The sequence below is a fragment of the Stenotrophomonas maltophilia group sp. msm4 genome (genome assembly GCF_032025605.1).
Classification (GTDB): domain Bacteria; phylum Pseudomonadota; class Gammaproteobacteria; order Xanthomonadales; family Xanthomonadaceae; genus Stenotrophomonas; species Stenotrophomonas sepilia.
Genome location: NZ_JAVSKK010000005.1, coordinates 25,263 through 38,475, shown reverse-complemented (window position 1 = coordinate 38,475; position 13,213 = coordinate 25,263). Strand labels below are relative to the sequence as shown.

Below are 13,213 nucleotides of genomic sequence, written 5' to 3'. Positions count from 1 at the left end.
ACCTGGGTTTAACGGGTTCGGTTCCAGTGTCGTGGTTCCCTTGATGATCCGGAGCCTCCCCCCCATGGCCGCCAGCAAGCCGACCGGCAAGCGCGCAACCGAAAACCACCCCCGCGGCAACGGCGATGAACTGCACCCGCGCGCCGGCGGCAGCCACCCGGCGATGACCACCGATCAGGGCATCCCGGTGGCAGACAACCAGAACTCCCTGCGGCAGGGACCTCGAGGACCCACGCTGCTGGAAGACTTCATCCTTCGCGAGAAGATCACCCACTTCGATCACGAACGCATTCCCGAGCGCATCGTGCACGCACGTGGCAGCGCGGCACATGGCTACTTCGAGTTGACCCGGTCTCTGGCCGCCCACACCCGGGCGCGCATCCTGACCGAGGTAGGCGTGAAGACGCCCGTGTTCACCCGCTTCTCGACCGTGGCCGGTGGCGCAGGGTCGGTGGACACTCCGCGCGACGTGCGCGGCTTCGCGGTCAAGTTCTATACCAAGGAAGGCAACTGGGATCTGGTCGGCAACAACATCCCGGTGTTCTTCATCCAGGACGCCATGAAATTCCCGGACCTGGTGCATGCGGTGAAGATGGAACCAGACCGTGCGTTCCCGCAGGCGGCTTCGGCCCATGACACCTTCTGGGACTTCATTTCGCTGATGCCCGAGTCGATGCACATGATCATGTGGGCGATGAGCGACCGCGCCATTCCGCGTTCGCTGCGCATGATCGAAGGCTTCGGGGTGCACAGCTTCCGCCTGCTGAACGAGGCGGGCGAGTCGACCTTCGTCAAGTTCCATTGGCGGCCAAAGCTGGGCATCCAGTCAACGGTCTGGGACGAAGCGTTGAAACTGCAATCGGCTGACAATGACTTCCATCGCCGTGACCTGTTCGAGGCCATCCAGCGCGGTGATTTCCCCGAGTGGGAACTGGCGGTGCAGCTGTTCACCGAAGAAGAAGCCGACGCGTTCCCGTTCGATCACCTGGACCCGACCAAGATCATTCCCGAATCGCTTGTGCCGCTGCAGGTGATCGGGCGGATGGTGCTGGACCGCTGGCCCGACAACTTCTTCGCCGAGACCGAACAGGTGGCGTTCTGCCCGGCCAACGTGCCGCCGGGCATCGACTTCAGCAACGATCCGCTGCTGCAAGGCCGCCTGTTCTCCTACCTGGACACCCAGCTGCTGCGGCTTGGCGGCCCGAACTTCCACCAGATCCCGGTGAATGCCCCGAAGTGCCCGTTCGCCAATCACCAGCGCGACGGCCACATGCAGATGCAGGTGCCCAAGGGCCGCGTCGCCTATGATCCCAGCTCGCTGCAGGAGGACTCGCCGCGCGAGACGCCCGCAGGTTTCCGCAGCCATGCCAGCGCCGACGATGGCCGCAAGGGCCGCACCCGCGCGGAGAGCTTCGCCGACCACTACAGCCAGGCCCGCATGTTCTTCCGTAGCCTCGAGAAGCCGGAACAGGCGCATCTGGCATCGGCACTCGTGTTCGAATTGTCCAAGGTGGAAACACTCAAGGTGCGGGTGCGTACCGTCAGCCACCTGCGCAACATCGACGAATCACTGGCGCAGCGCGTAGCCGATGGGCTCGCACTGCCTGCACTGCCCGACCCCGCGCCGACCGCCACGCCGGCGCAGGACATGCCTGCCGCTCCCGAGGTGCGCGTGATCGGGCGCAACAAGCCCACCCTGCAAGGACGCAGCATCGGCATCCTGTTTGATGAGGGCTCCGACGCGCGCGTGATGGCCAGCCTGAGCAAAGCGGCGCGGAAGGCAGGTGCAGACGTGAAGCTGGTCGCGCCCAAAGTAGGCGGCGCCACGCTGAGCGATGGGGCGATGCAGGCGGCAGATGGGCAACTGGCGGGCACACCATCGGCCGTGTTCGATGCGGTAGCCGTGGTGCTCAGTCCGGAAGCCGCGAAGGCCTTGTCGAAAGAGAGTGCAGCCATCGAGTTCGTCAGCCAGGCGTGGGCGCACCTGAAGGCCATCGCCAGCGACGCAGGCGGCCAGGCGCTGCTGAAGGCGGCGCGCGTCGGCAACGATGCCGGCATCGTCGAAGCGGAAGACGCCAAGGCCTTCCTGGCGGCGGCCGCCACCCGCCAGTGGGCGCGTGAACCCAAGCTGCGCCTGCTGGCCTGACTACTACAACAGGAGAACCGTCATGCCCCGTGGTGACAAATCCGCATATACCGAGAAACAGAAGCGCCAGGCCGAGCACATCGAGGACAGCGAGCGCGAGCGTGGCGCAAGTGAAGGGACTGCCGAGCGCATCGCCTGGGCCACCGTGAACAAGCAGGACGGTGGCGGCAAACGTAGCGGCAGCGCACGCAAGGGTACGAAGAAGGCGGCGAGCAAGAAGGCGGCCAGCAAGGCGCCTGCCAGGAAGTCAGCCGCAAAGAAGGCCACGACCAAGGCGACGGCCGCGAAGAAGGCGCCTGCGAAGAAGGCGGCGGCAAAGAAGGCACCGGCTCGTAAGACCGCCACCAAGAAGGCCGCAAAGAAGACAGCGGTCAAGAAGGCCGGTACAGCCGCCTCGCGCAGTGCTGCAGCGAAGAAGGCGGCCAAGACCCGTGCGGCGAAGAAGACCGTGCGCAAGGTGGCGGCCAGGAAAGCGGCACGTACCCGCGCCCGCAGCTGAGCGCATCGTTCAACGCGGCAACGTCCTCATCCACGCGGCCACTTCGGCTGCAGCTGCGTCGGCACGCGCCTGCAGCAGCAGATGTGGCCCCTCCAACGACACATGGCGGGCATCGGGCAACAGGGCCTGCAGCTCGGCCACGCTGGGCGGCCACAGCAGGCGGTCGTGGCACGCGTGCAGGCACAGCGTCGGCACCTGGATTGCCGGCAGCAATGCACGCACGTCGACCCGCAGGGTCGCTGCGGCGCGTTGCCGCAACGTGCTCGTCGGAGTCCTGGCCAACGCTTCGCGCAGCATCGACGTGTGCCCGCGGGTGTACCACGGCCCCAGCAACAGGCGCGCCAGCAATGCCACGGGAGGCAGCGGCCAGGCCGGCGACAGCAGGGCTGCGCTGGCTGCCGGCAGTAGCACCGGCCGACGCGCAAAGGTCGCTGCAAGCACCAGTCCGCGCAGCCCGGTGGGATGGCGCGTGGCCAGTTCAACAGCCAACGGGCCCGAGAAAGACTCGGCGAGCAGGATGAAGGGACGACTGGGCAGCTGCGACCACAGCCGTTGGGCAAGCGTGGCGTGATCCTGCGGTCCCTGCGCGGGCAGCGTGATCGCCTGCGTTGACAGACCGTAAGCCTGGAGTGCCGACAGGAACGGGGGCGACAGCCTGCTGGAGCCATCCAGACCGGGCAGCATCAGCACGTGCTGCGGCGCGGCCGATGCAGGGAAACAGATCGGCGTTTCCTCGCTCCCGATTCCCATGCCACCTCCTTTGCTGGCAAGCATCCACCCACATCGGCAGGCAACGGAACCCCTGCTCCGGCTGTCCTGCTGCTTTGCCGGCCAATGTTGGGCAATACTACCCGCTCTGCCGCGGGACGCGGCTACCCGGGAGAGCCGTTGATGCGATGGACCTGCGCGCTGGCCATGATGGCCATGATGCTGCCACTGAACAGCTCCGCCAGCGATGGTTGGATAAATGGGGATGGCAAAGCGTTGACGGAGACCGATGCCATGACATCCAGCGGCGGCTTCGCGGCATCGCTGCTGGTCACTTCCGATGCCGACTGGCGGGCCAAGTGGGCGACCCCGCCGGAGACCACTCCCCGCTTCAACGAGGCCGACGAAGTCCACCCGGGCGGTGAGTTGTTCCTGCTGACGTTCCTCTCCAACCCGCAACTGGACGAAAACCGCGTACCCAAGGTGCACTGCGATCTGCGCATGCTGCGCCCGGACGGCAGCACCAGTATCGACGAACGCGATGTTCCCTGTTTCACCGCCGCCCTGACCGGCCCGCCAAACCTGCTGTACATGACCAACCTGCACCTGAAGTTCGTCGCCGAGGCCGGTGATCCCAAAGGCACGTGGACTGCGCAGGTGGTGGTCCGGGATCTGCTGCGGAAGGTGAGCCTGCCGCTGCAGGCCCGCTTCGACGTCCGTTGAACCGGGGCATGCGGATGAAGATGCGGCGACTCCTGAGCTGGACCGGTCTTGCGCTTTGCGTGGTCTACCTGCTGTTGACCGCATGGCTGGTTCACGGCGCGCAGTCGGAGGGGGACCCGAAGGGTACCTATATCCTGATGGCGCTCCCCATCACCCTGCAGTCTGCCGCACTCGATGCCATCGGCGCAGGCGGCCTGCTGCGTGGCAAGCCCTGGTCGACCGCATATGCAGTGCTGGTTCCGCCAACACTGCTGTTGCTGTACGCAGCCGGCTGGCTGATCGAACGCTCAGCCCGCGGGCGCTAGCCCGCGGCATCGTTCCGGTGGGTGCATCGACGCCCTGCATGCGGGACATCGCAGGCAGGGCGCCATCCAGTATCCAGTTACAGGTCGCTTACGCCGCCCGCGCCGGCATGACCGGCATGCGCGGCCCCTGCTCCAGCTGGAATACCGCCACTGACGTGGTCAGTGCATGCGCCTGTTCTTCCAGCGCGCGGCTCGCGGCAGTGGCTTCTTCCACAAGCGCGGCGTTCTGCTGGGTCACCTGGTCCATCTGCACCACCACCTGGTTGACCTGCTCGATGCCGGCGGCCTGCTCCTTGCTGGCCGCTGCGATGTCGCTCATCAGCTGGGTGGTGCGCGAACTGGCCTGCGCCACGCGTGCGATCGCGGCTTCCGATTCAACGGTCACCGCCAGGCCACTCTTCACCTTGGAAGCGGCGTCCTCGATCAGTTCCTTGATCTCCTTGGCGGCGACACCGGCACGCTGTGCGAGCGTGCGCACTTCGCTGGCGACCACGGCAAAGCCACGGCCCTGCTCGCCTGCGCGCGCAGCTTCCACTGCCGCATTCAGCGCCAGGATATTGGTCTGGAACGCGATGCCGTCGATCACCGTGGAGATTTCCGAGATGCGCGCCGAGGACTGATCGATTTCGCCCATCACCGATGCCATCTGTGCCATCGCCTGCTCGGTCTCGCGCACGGCGGCACCGGCGGCATGCGCTTCGCTGTCGGCCTGACGCGCCAGTTCGGCGTTCTGGCGTACGGTGGAGGTCAGCTCCTCCATCGACGCGGCCGCTTCTTCCAGATTCGCGGCCTGCTGCTCGGTGCGGCGCGACAGGTCGTTGTTGCCCGCGGCCAGTTCCTGGGCCGCGTTGTTGATGCTGTCGGCAGCCACCTGGATGCCGCGGACAATGCCGGTCAGCTGCGCGGTGGTGGTGTTGGCATCGTCGCGCATGCGCGCAAATACGCCGTCGTACTCGCCCTCCATGCGTGCGGTCAGGTCGCCATGCGAGATCGCGCGCAGCACGTCGGAAACATCGGCGATGCTGGCCTGCGAACTGGCCATCATGCCGTTGAGGTGCTCGACCATCGTCTTGAACTGGTACTGGAACGCAGCGGCATCGCCACGCATGCTGAAATCGCCGGCGCGTGCGGCGCGGGCCAGTTCATCGATCTGCGCGTTGATCGCCATCAGGCTCTGCTTCACCGCTGCCAGGGTGCGGGTCAGCGTGCCCTTCTCGCCCGGGTAGTCCGGCAGGTCGCGGCTGAGGTCACCCATGGCGTAACGCTGCATCACCTCCGCCATCAGCAGTTCCACCTGCACGTGCGACTCGACCAGGCTGTTGGTGGCCTGCACCATGCGGCCGAAATCACCGGGGAACGCACTGGCGTCCATGCGATAGCGGATTGCACCGGCCTCGTGCTGCTCGGCCATCTGCAACTGCGCGCCGATCGCCGCCTGCACACTCTGGCGCACGCTGGCCATCGCCTCGCCCAGCTGGGTCAGTTCGTCACGGCCGCCGAGGCGGAACTCCTGGTCCAGCTGGCCCTTGGACAGGCGCTCGGCCAGGTTCACCGCGCGGGCCAGCGGGCCGGTCAGGCTGCGCCCGATCATCACCGAGGCACCGATGCCGACCAGCAGTGCAACGCCGCCCAGCACCAGCAGCTGCAGCAGGCTGCGCTCACCCAGGCGGATGGCCTCGGCGGCTGCCTCACGGCTTTCCTTCTCCTCGAAGTCCACGCCATCGGACAGTGCCTTGTTCCAGCCGTTGGCCGCTTCCTGCACCGGGCCCAGGGTCAGTGCCACGGCACCCGGGTAGTCGCCCTGCTCCATCAGTTCGCTGGTCTGCTTGTTGAGCGGGCGCGCGATGGCACGCTTGGCCGCGATGGTTTCCGCGATGGCCTTGCCCTCCGCATCGCCTGGCAGCGCCTGGTAGGCGGCCCAGCTGGCCTCATAGCGCTTGACCAGATCGGCAATGCGCTTCTCATCGCTGCCGCGGTCGTCGCCCTGGCGGATCAGCATTTCGCGCCGCACCACCATCATCTGGTTGTTGGCGTCGAGCATCTGCGACAACAGGCGCACCTTGGCCACGCTGACGTCGACCACCTGCTGCATCGCGCGCTTCTGCACGACGCTGGCGGTGGCGCCGGTGGCCACTACGGCGGCAACCAGCAGCAGCAACAGGCCAAAGCCCAGCCCAAGACGCCAGGCAACCCTGACGTTCCTCAAGTAGTTCATGGGGGTATCCAAAACGGGGGGATGTGGCCTTATCGGCGGCACGGCAGGCAATCTTGATCGCCGCCCATCGACGGCGTCGGCCACCGTTCACCTTGGTGAGCCCCCGTCCCCAGCGGCACCTGCCGCTGGCAACCGGCCGCAATGACATGCCTGCTCACGCGGGCATCAGATCCCTTTCACGGCGGCTCGGCGCCGCCCGCGGGCAAGGTGGCGGCGTACCTGCTGGAGATCCCAATGCGCTCATCTGTGTCCCGATCCACCCTGCTCGCAATCTCGCTGCTGGCGTCGCCGGCCTTCGCGCAGGCGCCGCCGCCCAACCTGCCCGCCCCCATTGCCGAGAAGGCTGGCCCGGACACCGCAGTGCGCTCCGCACTGCATGCCCAGGTGCTGCTGGATCGTGCGAACTTCTCTCCGGGCCAGATTGATGGTGAGGTAGGCAGCAACCAGCGGCGGGCGGTGTCAGGCTTCCAGACGGCACACGGCCTGACCGTAACGGGTGAGCTGGACGACGCCACCTGGAAGGCTCTGCAGGCCGATACGATCACGCCGCTGGCCAGCTACACGCTGACTGCTGAGGATGTCGCCGGCCCGTTCCAGCCGATACCGAAAGGACCCGCCGACCAGGCCAAGCTGAAACCGCTGGGCTACAGCAGTGTGGAAGAAGCCCTGGGCGAGCGCTTCCACGCGTCCCCAGAGCTGATGAAGATGCTCAATCCCGGCGTGGATCTGACCAGGGCTGGCAGCCGCATCCAGGTCCCCAACATCGCCCCGGCCGCATTGCCGAAGGCCGCCAGAATCGTGGTCGACAAATCCGACTCCACGCTGCAGCTACTGGACGCGCAGGGCAAGCTGATCGCGCAGGTGCCGGTGTCATCCGGCAGCCAGCACGACCCGTTGCCGATCGGTGAATGGAAAATCCTGGGCGTGTACCGCGACCCGCCGTTCCACTACAACCCCAAGCTGTTCTGGGATGCCCGCAAGGGGGAAAAGAAAGCCACGCTGCCGCCCGGCCCGAACAATCCGGTCGGCCGGGTCTGGATCGATCTGTCCAAGCCGCATTACGGCCTGCATGGCACGCCTGAACCCGGCCACGTGGGCAAGACCGAGTCGCATGGCTGCGTACGCATGACCAACTGGGATGCACTGCGCGTGGCCGACGCAGTGGACACCTCGGTGCCTGTCGTGATGCAGGAGTGAGTCGATGCGTCTTTCGCAACTGATCGTGCTGGGTGTTCTGCTGGGATTGGGTGCAGGTTGGTGGCTGCACCGCGATATGGATGAGCCGGTGACCGACGCGCTGCCGGAAGCGCCATCGACGGTGGCCGCCGCGCCGGTGACGGAACCGGCAGCGCCAGGCGCAACAGCCCCACCCGCCTCCACCGCGCCGCCGGCCGCCCAGGCTGCCGATGCACCGTCCGGCTTGCTGCTGCCGGTGCAGGGCATCCTGCCCTCGCAGCTGCGCGATACCTTCACCGATGCACGCAGCGAGGGCCGCGTACACGATGCCATCGACATCATGGCCGATGCAGGTACGCCGGTGCTGGCGGTGGCCGATGGCACGGTGGAGAAACTGTTCGACAGCGAGCGCGGTGGCCTGACGATCTACCAGTTCGAGCCCAGCGGGCATTGGTGCTACTACTACGCGCACCTGCAGCGCTACGCCGATGGCCTGGCCGAGAAGCAGGTGATCAAGCGCGGCGAGGTGATCGGCTACGTCGGCAGCACGGGCAACGCCAGCGCCGAGGCCCCACACCTGCATTTCGAGGTGCATGTGCTGGGGCCGGAGAAGCAGTGGTGGAAGGGAGAGTCGATCAATCCCTATCCGCTGCTGAAGTCGGCAGCGATGATGCCCGGCGCTGCCAGCGTCGCAATGCCACAGTAAAGACGGCCAACGCAGCTCCTGGAATCATCAGCAACAGCGCCGCCATCTTCCAGAAGAAGAACGGCCACAGCCAGAGGTAGTCGAGGTCGGTCAGCTTCAGCACGTCCATCGGCGGCAGCAGGTCCACCGAGGCCGCACGACCGACCAGCGCCGGGTCGACCTCCAGCACGGTCAGCCGCAGCGAGGAACGGCCTCGCCGCAGTGCGTCACTGCGGCCGTAGCCGAAGTACGAGGCGGCGAACCGGTCTCGCTCGACCGATTCCAGTGCGCGGTGGATCTCCGGATCGGTCACCGCCGAGCGGCTGTCCGCGCGGAACTCGGTGCGATCGGTCGGGGTTTCCGCGCGCAGGCGCAGCTCGGGATCGACCGCCGGATCGGCGCCGTCATCCGCATAACGCAGACGCAGTCGCAGCGGGTCGTCGATGAAGCGGTACACCGTGATCTCGGCGGTCGCGCCCGGCTGCAGCACCAGCGGCAGGGTCTGCGTGCGCGAAGCCAGGTAATTGGCGAGCGCGCCCAGCACCAGCACGATGCAGGCCAGCGTCCACAGGCTCCACAGCAGCCACAGAGTCACCCGTGCGACCGTCTCGCCCTTCATGCCGAAGTCTCCGTCATCGCTGCGCTGCCCTGCCGGCTGTGCCGCCACAGTACCGAAAACGAAAAAGCCCCGCTTGCGCGGGGCTTTTCCTTCAGCAACACCAGGCAGGGCCCAGCGCTACCGGTCTCTCACTCAGGCAAACGGGTCCTGCAGGACCATGGTGTGGTCGCGGTCCGGGCCGGTCGAAACGATGCTGATCGGGCAGCCGGCCAGTTCTTCCAGCGAACGCAGGTAGGCGCGTGCCGCCGGCGGCAGTTCGTCCCACTGGGTGATGCCGTGGGTGTTCTCGCTCCAGCCCGGGAACTCCAGGTATACCGGGGTGCACTCTTCCCAGCCCTGCGCATCCAGCGGAGCATATTCAGTGCGCTTGCCGTTGTATTCGTAGGCGATGCAGACCTTCAGCTTTTCCATGCCATCGAGCACGTCCAGCTTGGTGATGCACAGGCCGCTGATGCCGTTGATGGCCACGGCGCGCTTCAGCGCGACGATGTCCATCCAGCCGCAACGACGCGGGCGGCCGGTCGATGCGCCGTATTCGGCGCCGCGGTCACGGATGCCCTGGCCGACTTCGTCGTCCAGTTCGGTCGGGAACGGGCCGCCGCCGACGCGAGTGGCGTAGGCCTTGGCGATGCCCAGCACGTAGTCGATCGAATCGGCGCCGACGCCGGAACCGGCCAGCGCACCACCGACGGTGGTGTTGGAGCTGGTGACATACGGGTAGGTGCCGTGGTCGATGTCCAGCAGCGCACCCTGCGCGCCTTCGAACAGCACGCGCTTACCCTGCTTGCGCAGGTCGTGCAGGATGCCGGCCACGTCGGACTTCATCGGTTGCACGTACTCGCCAAAGGCCAGCGCTTCGTCGAAGGTCTTCTGGAAGTCGACCGCATCGGTGTTCAGATACTTGGTCAGCACGAAGTTGTGGTAATCCAGCGCGGTGCGCAGCAGTTCTTCCAGCTGCTTCGGGTAATGCAGGTCGGCGATGCGGATGCCGCGACGCGCCACCTTGTCTTCGTAGGCCGGGCCGATGCCACGGCCGGTGGTGCCGATCGCCTTGCCACCGGCAGCGCGCTCGCGCGCCTGGTCCAGGGCGATGTGGTACGGCATGATCAGCGGCGCGGCCGGGGAAATCTTCAGGCGCGAACGCACTTCCACGCCGGAGGCTTCCAGCTCGGCGATTTCCTTCTGCAGCGCGGCCGGCGAGATCACCACGCCGTTGCCGATCAGGCACAGCGCATCGTCACGCAGGATGCCCGACGGGATCAGGTGCAGGACGGTCTTCTTGCCGTTGATGACCAGGGTGTGGCCTGCATTGTGGCCGCCCTGGAAGCGCACGACGGCGCCGATTTCCTCAGTGAGCAGATCGACGATCTTGCCCTTGCCTTCATCGCCCCACTGGGCACCCAACACTACGACAGACTGACCCATGACGGGCTCCTCGATTTGTTGCGGCCATCGGGGCCGCGGACGGGTAAACCGTGGCGGGGCTGGCCAGCACCTGGAGGGCGGCTCCAGACGGGGAGCGGCCGGCGATGGAAGGCCCAGACACGGAAAAAGCCGAACGGGGAGGCCCGTCCGGCTTTTGTGCATTATCCGGGTTTCCGGGGTCCGCTGCCACCTTTCCGACCGGCGGCTTCACCCACCGGTCAGGCCGGCGTCTCATGTAGAGCCGAGCCCATGCTCGGCTGCCTTCCCGCCGCTGCGCGGCGCCGCCCGAGCATGGTCTCGGACGCTACAGGGCGGGGTCAGTGCCGTGCCCACCACAGCAGGCTCAGGCCGGCCAGCAGCACCAGCCCGCCGAAGCTGCGCAGGGCCGGGCTGGGCAGGTCCAGCAGGCGCTCGGCCATGCGCTTCCAGGCGAACGGCGCCACGAACAGGAACAGGCCTTCCAGCACCGCGACCAGGCAGACGGCGGCGAACAGATCTTTCATGGGGAACTCCGGAAAAAGCACGGGGCCCGGCGTCTGGCCGGGCCCCGTGGGGTACTGCCCTGCGACCTCAGCGGTCGTTCTTCAGGTACTGCAGGAACGGGTCGTTCTTGTCGAGCACAATCACGCCATTGCCGTCGGTCATGGAGCCACGGTAAGCCTCCAGGCTGCGGTAGAACGCATAGAACGACGGATCAGCCGAGCCAGCCTTGCCGTAGATGCGGGCCGCTTCGGCATCGCCTTCACCGCGCAGGCGCTGTGCATCGCGCTCGGCCTCGGCGATCAGAACCGTGCTGTCGCGGTCGGCCTGGGCACGGATGGTCAGCGACTGCTCCTCGCCCTCCGCACGCAGCTTGGCCGCTTCCTGCTTGCGCTGGGCGCGCATGCGCTCGTACACGTCGTTGATCACCTGGCTGTCGGTCGGCAGGTCCACCTGCTTGATGCGCAGGTCGATCATCTGCATGCCGAGGCCGGCCACCGCCTCGTTGATCCCCTTCAGCTGCTCGGCGATCAGCTCGCTGCGGTCGCCGGACACCAGCTGCTGCAGGGTGCGCGAGTTGATCTGGTTGCGCAGCGAGTCGGTGATGATCGGCGCCAGGCGGGCGTTGGCCACACGCGGGTCGCCGCCGGTGGCACGGAAGTAGTCACCTACGTTGGAGATGTAGCCGATGGCGAAGAAGTCGACGCTGACGTCCTTCTGCTCGGCGGTGAAGTAGCGCGCAGGCGCAGTGTCGAGCACCTGGAAGCGGCGGTCGAAGACCTTCACCGTTTCCACCACCGGCACCTTGAAGTGCAGGCCCGGCTTGATGTCCGAACGCACCACCTTGCCCAGGTTCAGCACCATGGCGGTCTGGTCCTCACGGACCACGTACACCGAGCCGAGCAGGCCCAGCACCACCGCCACGATCACGGCGATCCAGATAGGACTCTTCATCGGCTGCCCTCCTCACGGCCGCTCGGTCGCCCGGTCGGGCGGCCCACCGGCCGGCCCGGATCACGGGAAGCTTCCACCGCTGCACCCGGCAGCGATGGCATCACCACGTCCGGGTTCGCCACTGCGGCCGGGGCCGAGGTGGTGGGACGGGTATCGCCGGTCATCGGCACGTAGATCAGCTGGCGGCCATCGCCGCCGATCACCTTGCGGTTCTCGCTCAGCACCTGCTGCACGGTTTCCAGCCACAGGCGCTTGCGGGTCACTTCCGGGGCGTCCTTGTACTGGGCCTGCAACAGGCTGAAGCGCTGCGCGTCACCCTCGGCCTTGGACACCGCGGCCTGCTTGTAGCCTTCGGCGGTGGTACGGGCGCGCGAGGCCTGGCCTCGGGCTTCCGGCACGACCTTGGCAGCGTAGGCCTGGGCTTCGTTGATCAGGCGTTCCTTGACCTGCTGGGCACCGTTGACTTCGTCGAAGGCCGGCTTCACTTCTTCCGGCGGACGGGCGTCCTGCAGGGTCAGGCCGGTCACGGTCAGGCCGGTCTTGAACGCCTTCAGCAGCGCCTGCAGGCGCTCCTCGGCAGCCACGGCCAGCGGGCCGCGGTTGTTCAGCACAGCGTTGAGGTCGGCACGGCCGACTTCCTCGCGCACCGCGCTCTGCGCCGACTGCTCCAACACCTGGTTGGCATCGACGGTGCCGAACAGGTACTGCTGCGGGTCGTCGATGCGGTACTGGACGTTCAGCGAGACGTTGACGATGTTCTCGTCCCGGGTCAGCACCGGCACCTGGATCGAGAACGTCTTGATCTCGGTGGCGTTGACCTTGGTGACCGATTCGATCGGCCACGGCAACTTGAAGTTCGGGCCGGGCTGCAGGATGCGCGAGAACTGGCCGAAGCGCAGGACCACGCCACGCTGCTGTTCACCGATCAGCTGGAAGCTGGAGAACAGCACCAGCAGCACCACGGCCGCCACCACCCAACGCACGATGCCGCCGTCGAACAGGTCCTTCAGCGGCCCGGGCAATCCGCCCCAGCCACCACCATTGCCACCGCCGCGCGACCCGAACGGCCCGCGTCGATTGTCCTCGGGGCCTTGTCCGCCCTTGTTGCCGCCGGGTGTATTCCAGGCCATGCACGCTCCATCAAGATGTGGGCTGCGGCGCGGGCCCTTCCCGCGGCGCCAGCCGTGAAACCATTACTGATCATACAAGATGGGGCGGATTGGCAGGATCGAAAGGGGGGCAACGGGGTAAGGTGGCGTTTTCCTCGAAGTCAGGCAA

Annotated in this window: 13 protein-coding genes; 6 read left to right on the top strand and 7 right to left on the bottom strand. The window is 66.7% G+C overall.

The window, feature by feature from the left end:
* Positions 1-64 precede the first annotated feature (64 nt).
* Both ROV93_RS21350 and ROV93_RS21345 read left to right on the top strand, forming a co-directional pair.
* Positions 65-2,146: a catalase gene (locus ROV93_RS21350; protein ID WP_072168596.1), complete on the top strand. Its 2,082-nt coding sequence runs from the start codon at positions 65-67 to the stop codon at positions 2,144-2,146.
* A 22-nt stretch (positions 2,147-2,168) separates the two neighbouring features.
* The gene (locus tag ROV93_RS21345) at positions 2,169-2,645 is read left to right on the top strand and encodes a hypothetical protein (RefSeq protein ID WP_072168595.1); all 477 of its coding nucleotides are present in this window, start codon (positions 2,169-2,171) and stop codon (positions 2,643-2,645) included.
* A gap of 9 nt (positions 2,646-2,654) precedes the next feature.
* Here ROV93_RS21345 and ROV93_RS21340 read toward each other — a convergent pair whose 3' ends face one another.
* The gene (locus tag ROV93_RS21340; RefSeq protein WP_072168594.1) at positions 2,655-3,395 is read right to left on the bottom strand and encodes an alpha/beta hydrolase; all 741 of its coding nucleotides are present in this window, start codon (positions 3,393-3,395) and stop codon (positions 2,655-2,657) included.
* A 174-nt stretch (positions 3,396-3,569) separates the two neighbouring features.
* On the opposite strand from ROV93_RS21340, the gene ROV93_RS21335 reads away from it, so the two are divergent.
* Both ROV93_RS21335 and ROV93_RS21330 read left to right on the top strand, forming a co-directional pair.
* Positions 3,570-4,076: a hypothetical protein gene (locus ROV93_RS21335; protein ID WP_255299191.1), complete on the top strand. Its 507-nt coding sequence runs from the start codon at positions 3,570-3,572 to the stop codon at positions 4,074-4,076.
* 14 nt (positions 4,077-4,090) lie between these two features.
* On the top strand, positions 4,091-4,381 hold the full coding sequence (locus ROV93_RS21330) for a hypothetical protein (RefSeq protein WP_032954416.1): 291 nt from the start codon (positions 4,091-4,093) through the stop codon (positions 4,379-4,381).
* An 88-nt stretch (positions 4,382-4,469) separates the two neighbouring features.
* Here ROV93_RS21330 and ROV93_RS21325 read toward each other — a convergent pair whose 3' ends face one another.
* Positions 4,470-6,596 carry a methyl-accepting chemotaxis protein gene (locus tag ROV93_RS21325; RefSeq protein WP_072168592.1) on the bottom strand — a complete coding sequence of 709 codons (2,127 nt, stop codon included), beginning with the start codon at positions 6,594-6,596 and terminating at the stop codon, positions 4,470-4,472.
* A gap of 234 nt (positions 6,597-6,830) precedes the next feature.
* Between ROV93_RS21325 and ROV93_RS21320 the strand changes: the two genes are divergently transcribed.
* On the top strand, positions 6,831-7,793 hold the full coding sequence (locus tag ROV93_RS21320) for a L,D-transpeptidase (RefSeq protein ID WP_180890816.1): 963 nt from the start codon (positions 6,831-6,833) through the stop codon (positions 7,791-7,793).
* A 4-nt stretch (positions 7,794-7,797) separates the two neighbouring features.
* Entirely contained in the window at positions 7,798-8,478 is a 681-nt protein-coding gene (locus tag ROV93_RS21315) for a M23 family metallopeptidase (protein ID WP_072168591.1), read from the top strand.
* Here the strand turns inward: ROV93_RS21315 and ROV93_RS21310 are convergent.
* From ROV93_RS21310 to hflK, 5 genes are all read right to left on the bottom strand, one after another.
* Positions 8,408-9,076 carry a hypothetical protein gene (locus tag ROV93_RS21310; RefSeq protein WP_072168590.1) on the bottom strand — a complete coding sequence of 223 codons (669 nt, stop codon included), beginning with the start codon at positions 9,074-9,076 and terminating at the stop codon, positions 8,408-8,410. The two genes, ROV93_RS21315 and ROV93_RS21310, sit on opposite strands and share 71 nt — an antisense overlap.
* 132 nt (positions 9,077-9,208) lie before the next feature.
* A complete protein-coding gene (locus ROV93_RS21305; protein ID WP_005418326.1) occupies positions 9,209-10,501 on the bottom strand; it encodes an adenylosuccinate synthase in 1,293 nt (430 codons plus the stop codon).
* Positions 10,502-10,818: 317 nt separating this feature from the next.
* Positions 10,819-11,004, bottom strand: a complete 186-nt coding sequence (locus ROV93_RS21300) for a DUF2065 family protein (protein ID WP_005410640.1) — start codon at positions 11,002-11,004, stop codon at positions 10,819-10,821.
* 67 nt (positions 11,005-11,071) lie between these two features.
* Positions 11,072-11,935 (bottom strand): protease modulator HflC, encoded by an 864-nt coding sequence (locus ROV93_RS21295; RefSeq protein WP_019660037.1) that lies wholly within the window; start codon positions 11,933-11,935, stop codon positions 11,072-11,074.
* Positions 11,932-13,065 carry an FtsH protease activity modulator HflK gene (gene hflK / locus ROV93_RS21290; protein ID WP_072168589.1) on the bottom strand — a complete coding sequence of 378 codons (1,134 nt, stop codon included), beginning with the start codon at positions 13,063-13,065 and terminating at the stop codon, positions 11,932-11,934. The genes ROV93_RS21295 and hflK overlap by 4 nt, the downstream gene beginning before the upstream one ends.
* Between the last annotated feature and the right edge of the window lie 148 nt (positions 13,066-13,213).